The organism is Curtobacterium phyllosphaerae, from assembly GCF_049341865.1.
Classification (GTDB): domain Bacteria; phylum Actinomycetota; class Actinomycetes; order Actinomycetales; family Microbacteriaceae; genus Curtobacterium; species Curtobacterium phyllosphaerae.
This window is the reverse complement of sequence record NZ_JBMPIU010000004.1, coordinates 160,803-176,519: the sequence shown is the minus strand read 5'-3', so window position 1 is coordinate 176,519 and position 15,717 is coordinate 160,803. Positions and strand designations below refer to the sequence as shown.

The window sequence follows — 15,717 nt, the reverse complement described above, 5'->3', positions numbered from 1 at the left end:
ATCGACGTACAGCCAGACACCCGTGCCGCGACAGGCATGTCCTTGATTTCCAGTGCGCACGTGCCGATCGGGCCAGGCACGCGGCCCACCGCAGCAGAAGGGTCGGTCAGAACCGCAGCATGTCGACCGCGTCGTCAGGACTCCAGACCGCCGGCAGATCGACGAACCGGCGCTCGGCAGCGATGTAGCGGCGTGCACAGTAGGCGGGACCGCCCACGACGTCGATGCGGTCGACGTACCCGAGGATCGCACCGTCCGCACGCATCACGCGGCTCAGGTCGTCCCTGACATCGAGGACCTGCAACAAACCGCGGTTCCTCGCCACGGGTCGTGTGGTCCTGATCCGCAGGGCCGGGTCCGTGGCGGTCGATCCGGTCGGTGTGGTCATCATCGTGCGCTCCATTCCGTGTCGAGATCCGGTCGGGGACGTCTCCGACGCTAGGGCGCACCACCGACATACCACCGATGCTCGACCTGGCCTGTGGAATGTGATGACCGCCCCGAGGGTTGTGCAGGGAGGGCCACCCAGGCCCCGGAAGGTAGGTTGTCGCCATGACGACGTTCGTGCTCGCAGGTGGTTGTTTCTGGTGTCTCGACGCGGTATACCGCACGCTGCAGGGTGTCTCGGACGTGGTGTCCGGCTACATCGGCGGAACGGCTCCGGATCCGTCGTACGAAGACGTCTGCACCGGACGGACCGGACACGCCGAGGCCGTCGCAGTGACGTTCGACGAGGACGTGATCCCCGCCGACGTGATCCTCGACGTGTTCTTCACGCTCCACGATCCTCGCCAGCTGAACCGGCAGGGTGCTGACGTCGGCACGCAGTACCGTTCGGCGATGTTCCCCGCGGACGACGCGCAGCGTGAGCTCTTCGAGAAGGCCATCGAGCGCGCCTCGGACATCTGGGACGGCGGCATCGTCACGACGATCGAGCCGCTCGGGGAGTTCCACCGGGCCGAGGAGTACCACCAGGACTTCTTCGCGAAGAACCCTGGTCAGGGGTACTGCCTGGCCGTCGCCCTGCCCAAGGTGAATAAGGTGCGCAAGGCGTACAGTCAGTACATCCTGGCGTCGTAGCCCGCTTCGAGCAGGACGGCGCCGTCGCCGAACCACGAGGAGGTGGTCGATGATGCAGCAACCGATCGACACGATGACCGAGACCGGTCCCACCACGGACACCTGGGTCGCTGTCGGCCCGGCCGGAGCGGTCGGGAGTGTGCACCGCGTCGAGTCCGGGTACCGCGTCGAGCTCTACGGCACCCGTGCCCGGACGGCGGTCTACCCGACGCTGGAGTCAGCCCGACGTGCGGTGCACGCCGCGCTCGGACCAGGTGCCGAGCGCCCGGAGTTCCGGGCGCACTGACGCCGGCCGTCCGAGTCCTGCACAACTCGGACGGCATGACGGTCCATCCACAGATGCGCCCCGATGCGGTTTCGACCGAGTCGGGGCGCATCAGCATCGACGTCATGAACGACATCATCTCCATCCGCGGCATCGTCGCCACCATCCCCCGTCACCTCGTCACCGGTACGGGCCTCTCGATCACGAGCTTCCGCCTCGCCTCACCATCGCGTCGTTGGGATCGATCCACCTCGGCGTGGACGAACGGCGACACCAACTGGTTCACCGTCACCGCGTTCCGCACCCTGGCCACGAACGTCCAGGAGTCCGTCGTCAAGGGGGACCGCGTCCTCGTCACCGGCCGTCTGCGGATCCGCCCCTGGGAGGGCGAGCGGCGGAGCGGCATCTCGGTCGAGATCGACGCGGACGCGGTGGGCCACGACCTCGCGTTCGGTCGGTCGCAGTGGCGCAAGGTCCTCCGGCACACGATCGAGGAGACCGCCGGTCCCGGCGAGCACCCGACCGAGGAGGAACGGGCTGCCGCACGCCGCGTCGCCGACGGCACCGCAGTGGCCGACCCGGAGACCGGGGAACTCATAGCGGACACGGATCTCGAGACCTCCGACACGGACGACGGCACTGGACCGGGGTCTGGACCGAGCGGACCCGCCACGATGTCCGATGGCCGTGCGGGCTCCGGTCTCACGGACACCGGATCGACCGGTACCGGCCTGGAGGACCGGATCGCCTCCGCCTCGTCGGCTGCGGTCGGTGCGGGCGAGCGCGAGCTCGACGCGTCGGCGGACCACGTCGACCGGCGCTCCTGACCCATGGTTCCCCGTAGACTCGGACGTCGTCGCCGTCCGGACGCGTGCGACAGGAGGGGTCGTCGATGCGCGCCAGGGCACCGTTCGCACTCGCGGGTGCGACCGTCGCCGTTCTCGTCCTGGCGTCCTGCACCGCCGGCGGCGGCGTCGACCGGGACACCGTCTCCGCGCCGGCCTCGGACTCGGCGACGTCGTCCGCAGGCCCGACCTCGGGAGGCACGTCGTCCTCTGTCCCGTCCTCCGAGGCCGCCACCACCGCGTCTGCAACGCCGGCGCCCGAGGTCGCGGCAGCCCGCACGAAGTTCGACGCCACGAACCAGGCGACTGCGACCGCCAACGCCGACGCGGGCGACACGGCCATCGTCGCCGCACTCGTCGCGGCCGGCTTCGACGTGCATGCCATGCAGATCACCCCGGACACCACCTCGATCGGACGCAGGGCGGACGCGATCCAGGTGTCGGTCCTCGTCGGGTCGACGTGCCTCCTCGGACAGTTCCGGGGTGCGACCTACGTCGGTGACACCGCGCCGGTCCTCGGCACCGGCAAGTGTCTGATCGGCACCACCCAGGCGATCGGCGGGTAGCCGCGGTCCCTCCCTCGCTCGGTAGACTGGAGACAATATGGCTGAGTACATCTACCAAATGGTCCGTGCCCGCAAGGCGGTCGGCGACAAGCTGATCCTCGACGACGTGACCATGTCGTTCCTCCCAGGGGCCAAGATCGGCGTCGTCGGCCCGAACGGCGCCGGGAAGTCCACCATCCTCAAGATCATGGCCGGGCTCGACCAGCCGTCGAACGGCGACGCCAAGCTGTCGCCCGGGTTCACCGTCGGCATCCTGATGCAGGAGCCGGAGCTCGACGAGTCGAAGACCGTACTCGAGAACGTGCAAGAAGGCGTCGGTCCGATCAAGGCGAAGCTCGATCGGTTCAACGAGATCTCGGCGGCCATGGCCGAGCCGGATGCCGACTTCGACGCACTGCTGTCCGAGATGGGGGTCCTCCAGGAGGACATCGACGCCGCGGACGCATGGGACCTCGATTCGCAACTCGAGCAGGCGATGGACGCGCTCCAGTGCCCGCCGGGGGATGAGATGATCTCGCACCTCTCCGGCGGAGAGAAACGGCGCGTGGCCCTCTGCAAGCTGCTGCTGCAGAAGCCGGACCTGCTCCTCCTCGACGAGCCCACGAACCACCTCGATGCCGAGAGCGTGCAGTGGCTCGAGCAGCACCTCGCGCAGTACCACGGTGCGGTGCTCGCCGTGACGCACGACCGGTACTTCCTGGACCATGTGGCGGAATGGATCGCCGAGGTCGACCGCGGGCGCCTCTACCCGTACGAGGGCAACTACTCCACCTACCTCGAGAAGAAGCGTGCGCGCCTCGAGGTCCAGGGCAAGAAGGACGCCAAACTCGCCAAGCGTCTGTCCGAGGAACTCGACTGGGTCCGGAGCAACGCGAAGGGTCGCCAGGCCAAGTCCAAGGCTCGTCTCGCTCGGTACGAGGAGATGGCGACCGAGGCCGAGCGCACCCGCAAGCTCGACTTCGAGGAGATCGTGATCCCGGTGGGACCGCGCCTCGGGTCCCAGGTCATCGACGCGAGCAAGTTGCACAAGCAGTTCGGCGAGCGCGTCATCATCGAGAACCTGTCCTTCACGCTGCCCCGTAACGGCATCGTCGGGGTCATCGGCCCGAACGGTGTCGGCAAGACGACGCTCTTCAAGACCATCGTCGGCCTGGAGCCGCTCGATGGCGGAGACCTCCGTGTCGGCGAGACCGTCGACATCTCCTACGTCGACCAGAGCCGCGGCGGCATCGACCCGAACAAGAACCTGTGGGAGGTCGTGTCCGAGGGACTCGACTACATCCAGGTCGGCAAGACGGAGATCCCTTCCCGGGCCTACGTGTCGCAGTTCGGGTTCAAGGGACCGGACCAGCAGAAGAAGGCCGGTGTGCTCTCCGGTGGTGAGCGCAACCGTCTCAACCTCGCGCTGACACTCAAGCAAGGCGGCAACCTGCTGCTCCTCGACGAGCCGACGAACGACCTCGACGTCGAGACTCTCGGCAGCCTCGAGAACGCGTTGCTCGAGTTCCCCGGATGTGCCGTGGTCATCACGCACGACCGGTGGTTCCTCGACCGCATCGCGACGCACATCCTGGCCTGGGAAGGCGTGAACGAGGACGGCACCCCGAACTGGTACTGGTTCGAAGGCAACTTCCAGTCCTACGAGGAGAACAAGGTCGAGCGCCTCGGTGCCGACGCCGCGAAGCCCGCACGGTCGACCTACCGCAAGCTCACGCGCGACTAGGCCTCCGGATGACACGCCTGCACGTCCCGACGCGGATCCGGTGGAGCGACATCGACGCGTACGGGCACGTCAACAACTCGGCGATGCTGCGTCTCCTCGAAGAAGCTCGGATCATGGCGTTCTGGGCGCCGGACCCGGAGGAGCTCGAGGCGTCGACCGAGGTCCCTGCGCCGATCATCGACGGCCGGCCGGGTTCGGGCACCCTCACGGTGATCGCCGGCCAGCGACTCGAGTACCTGGCCTCGATCCCGTACCTCCGCCGTCCGCTCGACATCCAGCTGTGGATCGGGCGGGTCGGCGGGGCGAGCATCGACGTCTCGTACGAGGTGTGCTCGCCGGTGGGGACCGACCCGTTCGAGGTCTACACGCGCGCGACGACGACGCTCGTGCTCGTCGATGCGGCCACGAGCCGTCCGCGGCGACTCACCGACGTCGAGCGTTCGGCGTGTGAGAGCTACATGGAGCAGCCGGTCGCGTTCTCTCGCCCGTGAGCCGTGAGCCGTGAGCCGTGAGCCGTGAGCCGTGAGCCGTGAGCGGTGAGTCGCGGCTGTCAGGCCTGTTCCGTGAGCGCTGAGCACTGAGCGCTGAGCACTGAGCACCCGGCCTTGACCCCCCGAGGCCCCTACCCCCTGGGCCGCCCCCCCGCAGCCCAGGGGACTGGGTGGGGACCTCAGTCCGCCAGACCCTCGGGGACCCGCACCATGCCCTCCTGGGCGACGGTCGTGAGCAGCCGACCTGCCCGGTCGAACATCCGGCCGAGCGCAAGCCCGCGTCCGCCCTGCGCGCTCGGCGACTCCTGCGTGTACAACACCCAGTCGTCTGCGCGGCCATCCCGATGCCACCACATCGCGTGGTCGAGGCTCGCCGTCTTGACACCCGGCGACCCCCACGCGACCCCGTGCGCACGCATGATGGGTTCGAGGATCGAGAGGTCGCTCGCGTACCCGAGGACGGCGCGGTGGAGCGCTGCATCATCCGGCAGGACGCCGTCGACCCGAAGCCACACGGCCTGGTGCGGGACATGCGCGCCTTCGACGTCGATGAACACCGGACCGTCGACGTGACGGACGTCCACCGATCGCTTCGCCCAGTGACGGGCGACAGGGTGGTCGACCGATGAGAGCACACTCGCGGTCGAGGGCAGGGACTCAGGCGGGGGAACGTCCGCGGGCATGACGTCCTGATGCTCGATCCCCGTGTCCGCCGTCTGGAACGAGGCGATCATCGAGAAGATCGGCATGCCGTTCTGGAAGGCCTGGGTCCGCCGCGTCGCGAACGAGCGCCCGTCGTGGATGCGCTCGACCGCGAACGTGATCGGCTCCTCGATCGATCCCGGACGCAGGAAGTAGCCGTGCATGGAGTGGATCGCGCGGTCCTCGATGGTGGCCTGGGCGGCGACGATGGACTGCGCGAGCACCTGTCCGCCGAAGACGCGGTTCCCCGGGGACCAGTGGCTCGTGCCGGTGAAGATCCGTTCGCCGGTGTTCGCTCCGGTGTCGACGAGTCGGAGCGTGTGCAGGAAGTCCGGCTCGTCCGTCATCGGGCTGCCGTTCGGTTCGCCGTTCATCGCCCGTAGTCTACGGAGCCCGGAGCCCGGAGCCCGGAGCCCGGAGCACGGAGCCCGGAGCCCGGAGCCCGGAGCCCGGAGCACGGAACACGGAGCACGAACCCCGAAGCCCGGAGCCTGGAGCACGAACCCCGAAGGACCGGTCAGACCCGCACAGCGCAGCACAGCGGCGCGCAGCCTGATCCTCGCGTCGGCACGAGGGCCGCTGGTCACACCGGCACCCAGCCGTTCGGCGTCACGGGTCCGATATCCTCGCGGAGCGATGAGTCCCTCCTTCACCCTCCCCGACGCTGCCTCCCTCCGCGACCTCCGCACCTACCTCGGCCGTGCAGCTCGTGTCGAGGACGGCTCGGTCCGGCTCATCGCGGGGTCGGGGGTCCTCGCTGTCTACACCGCGATCCTCTACCCGGTCGGCCTCCTCGACGAGGTGCCCACCGTCCTCGGACTCCGGACGTTCGAGCTCGCGTCGCCCGCGACGTTCGACGCCGTCGTCCCGATCGCCTCGTTCCTCGAACGGTTGAACCGACTCGCGGACCGCATCGCGACGGAGGACGACGACGCGCCCGACGACGCCCCGACCACAGCGAGCACGGGCGACGGGTCGGGATCGGTCGGGATCACCGCTGAGCTCCCGCTCGAGGTCCACACGGTCACCTGGGCTGCGATCTCACCGCCGCGCGGCGGGTGGTCGCCGCTCCCGGACCTCGACCTGACGGCCCTTCGCGACCAGGCAGCAGCCGGCATCGCGGAGGTCGCCGAGACCGTACCGACCGCGGCGGGTGACGCCGTGGTGCGTCGCGTCCGCGCGGAGGTCTGGGGTCGGCCGATCGAACGCGCTGAGCACGTACCGGCCGGCGCGGCGTTCGCGGCGGAGAGCCTGGGGTTCCTCGCCGACGGCGACCGGGTCCGTCTGTTCGAGGCCGGTCCGTGGGGGCGGTTGACGACGTCGCGGGGCCACGTCCTCGTCAAGCGTCGACCCGTCGCGGCCCGCTGAGCCGATCGTCCACCCACTGCGGCCCGCTGCCCTGATCGCTCGTTCACCGTGGCCTGCTGACCTCTGCGGCAAGTCCTGGTGTACGCCGACGCCGAACGCCGATGCCGAGCACCGAGCAGCGACGGCCGAGCGCCCATGACCCGGCACTCCCCAGCCGGGGGTGGTTCGGTGGTCCCATGCATGTGTTCCTCACCGGCGCGTCCGGCTACATCGGCTCGGCCGTCCTCCGTTCCCTGCTCGCGCACGGACACACCGTCACCGCCATCGTCAGATCGGACCAGAAGGCCGCCGCGGTCCGCGACGCCGGCGGGACCGCGATCGTCGGGGACATCACCGACACGGACGTCGTGACACGGCTCGCGCACGAGTGCGACGCTGTGGTGCACACCGCGGCCACCGGCGACGCGACGAGTGCGACCGTGGACGGGGACTTCGTCGACACGATCCTCGATGCATTGGCCGGCACCCCGAAGCGGTTCGTCCAGACCGGGGGTGTCTGGGTGTTCGGCAACTCCACGGACATCTCGGAGCACTCGCCGCTCGACCCGCCGGAGCTGACGGCATGGCGCATCCCGATCGAGCGGGCGATCCGGCAGAGCGACGTGCACGCCACGGTCGTCGCCCCCGGCATCGTGTACGGCCACGGCGGGGGCATCCCCGCGATGCTGTCCGGCGACGGCACCACGGACGTCCGGCTGATCGGCGACGGTTCGCAGCGATGGGCGACCGTCCACGTCGACGACCTGGCGGAGCTGTACAGCCTCGTGCTGCACCACGATCGACACGACCCGATCGTCATCGGTGCCGCCGGCGACAACCCCACGGTCCGGGAGATCGGGGAAGCGGGAGCGCGTGGCCGCGCAGTCGTCCGTGATTCGCCGAACGCGACGCGGGACCGCCTCGGCAGGCCGCTGGCGGATGCGCTCATGATGCACCAGGAAGCGTTCGGGGCACACGCTCGCAACGAGTACGGGTGGCAGCCGGCCCGGCCGTCCCTGCTCGACGACACGGCGTCGGGCAGCTACGCCAGCTGACCGTCGGGTTCGCCGTCCCGGTCAGGGCCGGTTCGCGCGGCGTCGTCCGTCGCTCACTCGAACGCGTTCACCATCGCGTGCGCGGCACGGTCGAGGTACGCCCAGAGTGTCGCCTCGTCGAGCGGCGCGAGCTCCAGGGACTCGACCGCATCCCGCATGTGCACGAGCCAACGGTCGCGGGCCTGGGGTGTGACGTGGAACGGCATGTGGCGCATCCGGAGGCGCGGATGTCCACGGTTCTCGCTGTAGGTGCCTGGACCGCCCCAGTACTGCTGGAGGAACAGCGACAGTCGGCTGATCGCTCCCTCGAGGTCGTCGGCGGGGTACATGGGCCAGATGACCGGGTCGGTCTGGACGCCGTCGTAGAAGGTGCGGACGAGCCGGTCGAAGGTCGGCGCACCACCGATCCGGTCGAACAGCTCACCGGAGTCGAGATTGCCGGCCGTCGATGCTGGGGCGCCGTCGGGACGCGGTGCGGCCGCACGGAGCGTGATCGGCGCGCCGCCCGGCACGCTCGACGCGCCGCCCGGCACGCTCGGCGCGCCGCCCGGCACGCTCGGCGCGCCGCCCGGCACGCTCGGCGCGGTACTGGAGTCGTCCGCCGTCCCGCCTGGTGGACGCGGAGCACCCCCGGGCGCGGGGAGCGAACCGGACTGGAGGCCGCGCGCACGCCCGACGTGCAGACCGGCCCCGGGCGCATGGCCGGGTCCGGGACCGGCGACCGGCGCATGGCCGGGTCCGTGACCGGCCCCCGGCGATTGGCGGGGTCCGGGACCGGCGCCCGGGGTGGCGACGTGGTCCACCGGCTCGGGCGACTCTGGTGGGAGCGGGGTCACGAGCTCGCCCCTGGCGCGCCGCCAGCCGGGGGAGTCGTCCGTGGAGCGCGCGTCCGCCGGGGCTTCGGCACCGGAGTCGGCTGCGTCTGCACGGACCGGAGCCCGTTGATCGACGAGGCGTTCTCCCAGCCCGCAGGCATGATCATCGCCATCGCCGGGAGCGTCACTCCGATGTCGTCGACGGCTCGCTTGAGACGGACTCGGAGCTCTCGGCCCACGGCGTCGAGCTCAGCGGCACGGGTCTTCACGACGAGCCGGAACACCATGGCTGAGTCGGAGATGGACTGGAGGCCCCAGATCTCGGGCTTCTCGACGATGCGTTGCTTCCAGCGAGCCTCGGACGCCATCCGCACGGCCGCGGCGAGGAGCGCGTCCTGCACGGCGTCGACGTCGGTGTCGTACGGGACCGTGATGTCGACGAGCACCCGGGACCAGCCTTGTGACATGTTCCCGACACGCAGGATCTGTCCGTTCGGCACGAACCACAGGATCCCGTTGACGTCGCGGACCTGCATCACGCGGAGGCCGACGTTCTCCACGACACCGGTCGCCTGCCCGGTGTCCACGACGTCCCCCACGCCTGCCTGGTCCTCGATGATCATGAAGACGCCGGAGAGCAGGTCCTTGACGATGCTCTGCGCGCCGACGGCGAGACCGGCGGCCACCACCGACGCACCGGCGACGAGTCCGAGCAGGTTCGCACCGAACTGCCCGGCGATGATCACGAGCGCGACGATGACGATCACGACGGTCGCGACGTTCTCGAGCACGGTTCCGAGGGTCCGGGTCCGTTGGATCACCCGCGCCGTCTGCAGCGGTGACGCGATCAGTGCCTGCGTGTCCTCGACGTTCTGACGCTTCTTGACGCCGTTCACGACGCGGTTCACGAGGTCCTTGATGACCTTGCGGAGGAACAGCCGGACGCCGACCGCCACGAGGATGACGATGACGATCGTGATCGGGGTCTGCCAGGTCTCGACGAACTGGGTGAACGCATTGCTCATTGCAGCAGTCGCCTCTCCGGCTGGCGTCGTTGGTTCTGGGGTCGAGGTCGCGAGGAGGTGCAGGTACATGTCCGAACGATGGTAGGTGGGACGTGTGCGGCGAGCCTGAGCGGCCCGCTGCACACGTCCCCGTCACACGGGGTTCTCAGCTCACGCGTCGGCAGCCTGGACGGCGAGCGCACGGTCGACGCCGGCGAGGCTCTCGATGACGATACGACGGAGCGCCGGGGTCTCCTGGTGGGTCTCGAGCCAGGCGTTCGTGGCGTCCCGCAGCTCGACGCTCGCGAGCGGCGCCGGGTAGAGCCCGCCGATCACCGTCGACGCGATGTGGTAGCTCCGCGTCGCCCAGACACCCGTGATCGCGTCGAAGTACTTCGGCACGATGCCCTCGAGCGTGACCGGGGACAGCACATGCTGGAACCCCATCGTCGTCTGTCGCACGATCGCGTTCGGCAGTGCATCCGAGTCGACGAGGGACGAGAACGCGGCGAGCTTGCCCTCGGCCGTCGGGATCGTCGCGCGCACGCGAGCCGCGGCCTGCGCGCCCGACGCGGTCTTGTCCGCGGCCAGCTCGGCGTCGACCTCGGTGTCGCCGGCCGCGCCCGCGAGCACCAGACCCTCGAGGAGCTCCCAACGGAGGTCCGTGTCGATCGTCAGGTCGTGCAGCGCCACGGAGCCGTCGCGGAGTCCGGAGAGCGCCGCCACGTGGTCGGGCGTCGAAGCGATCTGCGCGAAGAACTTCACGAACTGGAACTGTGCGTCGCTCCCGGCCGCGGCCGAGCCGGCGAGCTGCCAGAGGGCGTCGCCGACCTCGCGGACCGTGGCGTCGGCCTTGGCGGGCGCGACGTAGCTCCGGGCGGCGAGGAGCAGCTGCGACAGCGTCGTGCGGAGGGTCGTCGACTCGGTCTCGGTCGCGATGTTGCCGAGCACGAGCCGGACGTAGTCGCTCGCGGGCGATTCGGCATCGCGCGTGGCGTCCCACATCGCACCCCAGACGATCGAGCGGGCGAGCGGGTCAGCGATCGCGGCGAGGTGCTCGATCGCCGTGCGGCGGGACTGTTCGTCGAGGCGGATCTTGGCGTACGCGAGGTCGTCGTCGTTCAGCAGGACGAGGTCGCCGCGGTGGACGCCGACGAGCTCGGGGACCTCGGTGCGCGGTCCGTCGACGTCGATCTCGACGCGGTGCGCGCGCTCGAGCTTGCCGCCCGCGGACGCGGCGTCCGCGCCGAACGGGGCCGACGACTCCTCGGCGGCGTCCGCGCCGAACGCGTAGACGCCGATCGCCAGGCGGTGCGGGCGGATCGTGGGATGGTCGGCCGGGGCCTCCTGCAGGACCGCGAACGCGGTGATGACGCCGTTCTCGTCCGTCTCGATCTCGGGCCGGAGCGTGTTGACCCCGGCGGTCTCGAGCCAGAGTTCCGACCAGGTCGACAGGTCGCGGCCGCTCGTGACCTCGAGCTCGGCGAGCAGGTCCGCGAGCTCGGTGTTGCCGTGCGCGTGCTTGGTGAAGTAGGCCGAGACGCCCGCGAAGAACGCGTCGATCCCGACCCACGCGACGAGCTGCTTGAGGACCGAGCCGCCCTTGGCGTACGTGATGCCGTCGAAGTTGACCTGGACGTCTTCGAGGTCGTTGATCGTCGCGACGACCGGGTGCGTCGAGGGGAGCTGGTCCTGGCGGTACGCCCAGCTCTTCTCCATGGCCTGGAACGTCGTCCAGGCCCCGGTCCACTCGGTGGCCTCCGCCGTGGCGATGGTCGAGGCCCACTCGGCGAACGACTCGTTCAGCCAGAGGTCGTTCCACCACTTCATGGTGACGAGGTCGCCGAACCACATGTGGGCGAGCTCGTGCAGGATCGTGACGACACGGCGTTCCTTGATGGCGTCGGTGACCTTCGACCGGAACACGTAGGTCTCGGTGAACGTCACCGCGCCGGCGTTCTCCATCGCGCCCGCGTTGAACTCCGGGACGAAGAGCTGGTCGTACTTGTCGAACGGGTACGGGACGCCGAACTTGTCCTCGTAGTACGCGAAGCCCTTGCGGGTGGTCTCGAAGACGTAGTCCGGGTCGAGGTACTCGGACAGGGACTGCCGCGCGAAGATGCCGAGCGGGATCGTCCGGCCGTCGGAGCTCGTCAGCTCGCTCCGGACGACCGAGTACGGGCCGGCGACGAGCGCGGTGATGTAGCTCGAGATGCGGGACGTCGGGGCGAACGCCCACGTGGCGCGATCGCCGTCGACGCGGGGCTCGGGCGTCGGTGAGTTCGACACGACCTGCCAGCGGGACGGCGCCGTCACCGTGAAGGTGAACTCGGCCTTGAGGTCGGGCTGTTCGAACACCGCGAACATCCGCCGGGAGTCCGGGACCTCGAACTGGGAGTACAGGTAGACCTCGTCGTCCACGGGGTCGACGAAGCGGTGCAGGCCTTCACCCGTGTTCGTGTAGAGCGCGTCGGCGACGACGATCAGTTCGTTCGAGTCCTGCAGCCCGTCGAGCTGGATGCGGACGCCGTCGTTCACCGCGGCGACGTCGAGCTCGGTGCCGTTCAGGGTGATCGAGTGCACCGTCCGGGTGATCGCGTCGATGAAGGTCGACGCGCCGGCGGTCGCGGTGAACCGGACGGTCGTGGTGCTGCCGAACGTCTCCGCCCCGCGCGTGAGGTCGAGTTCGACGTCGTAGGACTGCACGTCGACGATCTGCTTGCGTTCCTGGGCTTCGATTCGGGTGAGGTTCTCTCCGGGCACGACCCGCTCCATCCTGATGCGATGCGCACGGGCGTTCGTGGGCCCGTCGCGCTGGTGGTGTCGCCGACGATGGCGACCAGACAACCCTATCGACGCGCGTACTGTCGGCGTCATGACGGACACCCCTGTGGAGAACTCCCGCACCACCCCGACCGCTGTGGACTTCTGGTTCGACCCGACCTGCCCGTGGGCGTGGATGACCAGCCGATGGGTCGGCGAGGTGGAGCAGCACCGCGACCTCGACGTCACCTGGCACGTGATGAGCCTCTTCGTCCTCAACGAGGGGCAGGACGTCCCGGACACGTACAAGGAGGCGCTCGCGACGAAGCAGGTGTACTCGCGTCTGGTCACCGCAGCCCGCCTCCGGCACGGCCAGGAGATCGTCAAACCGCTCTACGACGAACTCGGCGAGCGGATCCACCACCGGCAGCAGGACGACCCGGCGGCGGTCGTCCCCACAGCGCTCGAACAGCTCGGCCTCGAGGCCGATCTCGCCGACGCGGCCTGGACCGACGAGACCGACGCCGCGATGCGCGCGAGCCACGCGGACGGCATCCGACGGGTCGGCGAGGACGTCGGCACCCCGGTCATCGCGGTCGACGGCGTCGCGTTCTTCGGACCGGTCATCTCGCCGGCGCCGAAGGGCCAAGAGGCCCTCGACCTGTGGGACGGCGTGGTCGCCGCAGCCCGCTACCCGGGCTTCTTCGAACTGAAGCGCAGCCGGACGGTCGGTCCCCTCTTCGACACGGTCTGATCGGCCGACCGCCGGACGGGAGGCGCGGGGCGGGTCGGCACCGTCCCTCCAGTCCGGTGGTCACACCGCTCCGGCGGTCACACCGCTCCGGCGGTCACACCAGGGGCAACCGCATGACCACGAGGTCGAGCCACCGGTCGAACTTCCGGCCGACCTCGCGCACGGTCGTCACGTGCTCGAAGCCGAGCCGCTCGTGCAGACGGATCGACGCCGCGTTGTCCGAGGCGATGTCCGCGATCATCACGTGCCGTCCCGCGGCGACGGCGTGGTCGATCGCGGCACGGAGCAGCAGCGACGCGATCCCGCGGCCGTGGAACCGCGCGTCCAGGTAGATGCTGTCCTCGACCGTGAACCGGTAGCCGGGGTTCTCGCGCCACGGCCCGTACGTGACGTACCCCGCGACGACGTCGTCCACGCACGCGACGAGCACCGGGAACCCGCCGTCCGCCCGTGCGCGGAACCAGGTGTCGAACCACGATCGCGGGAACGGTTCGTCGCGCCAGATCGCGGTCGAGTGCAGGACGGCGTCGACGTGCAGGGCGTGGACGGCGTCGAGGTCCCGGGGCTCGGCCGGTCGGACGAGGGCTGCGCGCTCCTCGGACCCCCGCGCTGTCGACACGTGACCGATGGTAGAGGACGGTCTCGACCACACGCGACTCCTCGACGCACCGCCCGGTGTGCGCCGCGATCGCTCCTCCCGACCCGGAATAGGATCGGTCCATGCGCATCCACCTCGGAACGGACCACGCCGGCCTCGAGTTCTCCAAGACCCTCGCCGAGCACCTCACGGCGGCCGGTCACGAGGTGGTGGACCACGGCCCGACGACGTACGAGCCGCTCGACGACTACCCCTCGTTCTGCATCAACGCGGCGTCCGGTGTGGTCCGCGACCAGCGCGCGGGCGTCGAGGCGCTCGGCGTCGTCTTCGGCGGCTCCGGCAACGGCGAGCAGATGGCGGCGAACAAGGTCGAGGGGGTCCGCGCCGCGCTCGTCTGGAGCGAGGCGACCGCGCTCCTGGCACGGCAGCACAACGACGCGAACGTGATCTCGATCGGCGCGCGCCAGCACACCGTCGAGGAGGCCATCGACTTCATCGACCTGTTCATCCACGAGCCGTTCTCCGGCGAGGAGCGCCACGTCCGCCGCATCGCGCAGCTCGCCGAGTACGAGCAGACCGGGTCGATCGCCGGCAAGCAGATCGACCAGTAGTCGCGTGTAGACAGGACGCATGCCCGAAGGTCATTCCGTCCACCGCATCGCGCGGCAGTTCGCACTCCACTTCGTCGGTCACGCCTGCACGATCTCGAGCCCGCAGGGGCGTTTCGCAGAGGGTGCGAGCGAGATCGACGGCCGCACCATGATCGATGCCCGAGCCGTCGGCAAGCAGATGTTCCTCGAGTTCGAGGGGGACCTGTTCCTCCGCGTGCACCTCGGGCTGTACGGGGCGTGGGACTTCGCGGGCGACATCACCACCGACGCGACGACCGCGAGCGCGAACGGCAGGATCGGTCAGACGAACCAGCGCGGCACGGTCGTCGACAGCGCCGGCGAGGACTCCCTCGACAGCATCGGCGCACCGCGGCGCTCCCGCCTCCGGATGGCCGAGCAGGAACGGCAGGAGCAGCCGATCGAGTCGTTCCCGCCGGAGCCCGTCGGCGCCGTCCGGGTACGGATCCTCACCGAGACGGCGGTCGCGGACCTCCGCGGTCCGACCGCGTGCGTCGTCGAGACGCCGGACGAGGTGCAGAAGGCCCTCGACAAGCTCGGCCCGGACCCGATCAACGACGACGGTCCGGAGGCCGAGCAGACGTTCGTCGACAACGTCCGGAAGCGCGGGGTCGAGATCGGTCAGTTGCTCATGGACCAGTCCGTCGTGAGCGGGATCGGCAACGTCTACCGCGCGGAGCTGTTGTTCCGGGCACGCCTCGACCCGCACGTGCCGGGCAGGGAGGTCCCGGAGGAGGTGTGCCGTTCCCTCTGGCGGGACTGGTCGCGGCTGCTCCACGACGGCGTCCGGATCGGGCAGATGATGACGATGGACGACCTGTCGGAGGACGAGTACCGGGCCGCCCTGCGGAGTCGGGACGACCGGCACTGGGTGTACCACCGCGCAGGGCTGCCGTGCCGGGTCTGCGGGACGAACATCCTGCTCGAGGAGGTCGCCGGTCGGAAGCTCTACTGGTGTCCGGAGGACCAGGTGGCCCCGAGGAAGCCCCGGGCCCGGCGGACGCCCGCCGCGAAGAAGCCGGCTGCCGCCAAGAAGTCGACTGCTGCGAAGAAGCCCGTTGCTGCGAAGAAGTCGACTAC

16 protein-coding genes and 1 pseudogene are annotated in these 15,717 nt (G+C 69.7%); 11 read left to right on the top strand and 6 right to left on the bottom strand.

All coding sequences use genetic code 11. From position 1 onward, the window contains the following. Window positions 1-106: 106 nt before the first annotated feature. A complete protein-coding gene (locus ACO0E0_RS08890) occupies window positions 107-391 on the bottom strand; it encodes a hypothetical protein (RefSeq protein WP_422871050.1) in 285 nt (94 codons plus the stop codon). 161 nt (window positions 392-552) lie between these two features. On the opposite strand from ACO0E0_RS08890, the gene msrA reads away from it, so the two are divergent. From msrA to ACO0E0_RS08860, 6 genes are all read left to right on the top strand, one after another. Next, complete coding sequence (gene msrA, locus ACO0E0_RS08885) at window positions 553-1,080, top strand: peptide-methionine (S)-S-oxide reductase MsrA (protein ID WP_422871049.1); 528 nt, start codon at window positions 553-555, stop codon at window positions 1,078-1,080. A gap of 49 nt (window positions 1,081-1,129) precedes the next feature. Further along, window positions 1,130-1,366, top strand: coding sequence for a methyltransferase (locus ACO0E0_RS08880; protein WP_422871048.1), 237 nt, complete (start codon window positions 1,130-1,132; stop codon window positions 1,364-1,366). Between the two features lie 104 nt (window positions 1,367-1,470). Beyond that, window positions 1,471-2,172 carry a single-stranded DNA-binding protein gene (locus ACO0E0_RS08875; protein ID WP_422871047.1) on the top strand — a complete coding sequence of 234 codons (702 nt, stop codon included), beginning with the start codon at window positions 1,471-1,473 and terminating at the stop codon, window positions 2,170-2,172. A 65-nt stretch (window positions 2,173-2,237) separates the two neighbouring features. After that, on the top strand, window positions 2,238-2,756 hold the full coding sequence (locus ACO0E0_RS08870) for a DUF6993 domain-containing protein (RefSeq protein ID WP_422871046.1): 519 nt from the start codon (window positions 2,238-2,240) through the stop codon (window positions 2,754-2,756). A 37-nt stretch (window positions 2,757-2,793) separates the two neighbouring features. Next, window positions 2,794-4,479 carry an energy-dependent translational throttle protein EttA gene (ettA, locus tag ACO0E0_RS08865; RefSeq protein ID WP_422871045.1) on the top strand — a complete coding sequence of 562 codons (1,686 nt, stop codon included), beginning with the start codon at window positions 2,794-2,796 and terminating at the stop codon, window positions 4,477-4,479. Between the two features lie 8 nt (window positions 4,480-4,487). Next, window positions 4,488-4,970 (top strand): acyl-CoA thioesterase, encoded by a 483-nt coding sequence (locus ACO0E0_RS08860; protein ID WP_422871044.1) that lies wholly within the window; start codon window positions 4,488-4,490, stop codon window positions 4,968-4,970. A gap of 179 nt (window positions 4,971-5,149) precedes the next feature. Here ACO0E0_RS08860 and ACO0E0_RS08855 read toward each other — a convergent pair whose 3' ends face one another. Beyond that, window positions 5,150-6,046: an acyl-CoA thioesterase gene (locus tag ACO0E0_RS08855; protein WP_422871043.1), complete on the bottom strand. Its 897-nt coding sequence runs from the start codon at window positions 6,044-6,046 to the stop codon at window positions 5,150-5,152. 262 nt (window positions 6,047-6,308) lie between these two features. On the opposite strand from ACO0E0_RS08855, the gene ACO0E0_RS08850 reads away from it, so the two are divergent. After that, window positions 6,309-7,040, top strand: coding sequence for a DUF8185 domain-containing protein (locus ACO0E0_RS08850; protein ID WP_422871042.1), 732 nt, complete (start codon window positions 6,309-6,311; stop codon window positions 7,038-7,040). Window positions 7,041-7,216: 176 nt separating this feature from the next. Further along, a complete protein-coding gene (locus tag ACO0E0_RS08845; protein ID WP_422871041.1) occupies window positions 7,217-8,074 on the top strand; it encodes an NAD-dependent epimerase/dehydratase family protein in 858 nt (285 codons plus the stop codon). Between the two features lie 53 nt (window positions 8,075-8,127). On the opposite strand, the gene ACO0E0_RS08840 is transcribed toward ACO0E0_RS08845, so the two are convergent. The 3 genes from ACO0E0_RS08840 to pepN all read right to left on the bottom strand — a co-directional run bounded on the left by ACO0E0_RS08840 (window position 8,128) and on the right by pepN (window position 12,656). Beyond that, entirely contained in the window at window positions 8,128-8,493 is a 366-nt protein-coding gene (locus ACO0E0_RS08840; RefSeq protein ID WP_422871272.1) for a globin, read from the bottom strand. A 413-nt stretch (window positions 8,494-8,906) separates the two neighbouring features. After that, window positions 8,907-9,914, bottom strand: coding sequence for a mechanosensitive ion channel family protein (locus ACO0E0_RS08835; RefSeq protein ID WP_422871040.1), 1,008 nt, complete (start codon window positions 9,912-9,914; stop codon window positions 8,907-8,909). Between the two features lie 150 nt (window positions 9,915-10,064). Further along, window positions 10,065-12,656 (bottom strand): aminopeptidase N, encoded by a 2,592-nt coding sequence (gene pepN / locus ACO0E0_RS08830; protein ID WP_422871039.1) that lies wholly within the window; start codon window positions 12,654-12,656, stop codon window positions 10,065-10,067. 112 nt (window positions 12,657-12,768) lie between these two features. Here pepN and ACO0E0_RS08825 point away from each other — a divergent pair, with 112 nt between their 5' ends. Continuing rightward, on the top strand, window positions 12,769-13,410 hold the full coding sequence (locus ACO0E0_RS08825) for a mycothiol-dependent nitroreductase Rv2466c family protein (protein ID WP_422871038.1): 642 nt from the start codon (window positions 12,769-12,771) through the stop codon (window positions 13,408-13,410). 94 nt (window positions 13,411-13,504) lie between these two features. Here ACO0E0_RS08825 and ACO0E0_RS08820 read toward each other — a convergent pair whose 3' ends face one another. After that, window positions 13,505-14,029 (bottom strand): GNAT family N-acetyltransferase, encoded by a 525-nt coding sequence (locus ACO0E0_RS08820; RefSeq protein ID WP_422871037.1) that lies wholly within the window; start codon window positions 14,027-14,029, stop codon window positions 13,505-13,507. A gap of 101 nt (window positions 14,030-14,130) precedes the next feature. Here ACO0E0_RS08820 and ACO0E0_RS08815 point away from each other — a divergent pair, with 101 nt between their 5' ends. Beyond that, window positions 14,131-14,619: a ribose-5-phosphate isomerase gene (locus ACO0E0_RS08815; protein WP_422871036.1), complete on the top strand. Its 489-nt coding sequence runs from the start codon at window positions 14,131-14,133 to the stop codon at window positions 14,617-14,619. 19 nt (window positions 14,620-14,638) lie between these two features. After that, a pseudogene (locus ACO0E0_RS08810) lies at window positions 14,639-15,607 on the top strand (Fpg/Nei family DNA glycosylase); the annotation flags it as partial. Between the last annotated feature and the right edge of the window lie 110 nt (window positions 15,608-15,717).

Bases quoted from the DNA above. Each gene is read 5' to 3' on its own strand.
- ACO0E0_RS08890 (WP_422871050.1), bottom strand. From the start codon at position 391: ATGATGACCACACCGACCGGATCGACCGCCACGGACCCGGCCCTGCGG.
- msrA (WP_422871049.1), top strand. From the start codon at position 553: ATGACGACGTTCGTGCTCGCAGGTGGTTGTTTCTGGTGTCTCGACGCG.
- ACO0E0_RS08880 (WP_422871048.1), top strand. From the start codon at position 1,130: ATGATGCAGCAACCGATCGACACGATGACCGAGACCGGTCCCACCACG.
- ACO0E0_RS08875 (WP_422871047.1), top strand. From the start codon at position 1,471: ATGAACGACATCATCTCCATCCGCGGCATCGTCGCCACCATCCCCCGT.
- ACO0E0_RS08870 (WP_422871046.1), top strand. From the start codon at position 2,238: ATGCGCGCCAGGGCACCGTTCGCACTCGCGGGTGCGACCGTCGCCGTT.
- ettA (WP_422871045.1), top strand. From the start codon at position 2,794: ATGGCTGAGTACATCTACCAAATGGTCCGTGCCCGCAAGGCGGTCGGC.
- ACO0E0_RS08860 (WP_422871044.1), top strand. From the start codon at position 4,488: ATGACACGCCTGCACGTCCCGACGCGGATCCGGTGGAGCGACATCGAC.
- ACO0E0_RS08855 (WP_422871043.1), bottom strand. From the start codon at position 6,046: ATGAACGGCGAACCGAACGGCAGCCCGATGACGGACGAGCCGGACTTC.
- ACO0E0_RS08850 (WP_422871042.1), top strand. From the start codon at position 6,309: ATGAGTCCCTCCTTCACCCTCCCCGACGCTGCCTCCCTCCGCGACCTC.
- ACO0E0_RS08845 (WP_422871041.1), top strand. From the start codon at position 7,217: ATGCATGTGTTCCTCACCGGCGCGTCCGGCTACATCGGCTCGGCCGTC.
- ACO0E0_RS08835 (WP_422871040.1), bottom strand. From the start codon at position 9,914: ATGAGCAATGCGTTCACCCAGTTCGTCGAGACCTGGCAGACCCCGATC.
- ACO0E0_RS08825 (WP_422871038.1), top strand. From the start codon at position 12,769: ATGACGGACACCCCTGTGGAGAACTCCCGCACCACCCCGACCGCTGTG.
- ACO0E0_RS08815 (WP_422871036.1), top strand. From the start codon at position 14,131: ATGCGCATCCACCTCGGAACGGACCACGCCGGCCTCGAGTTCTCCAAG.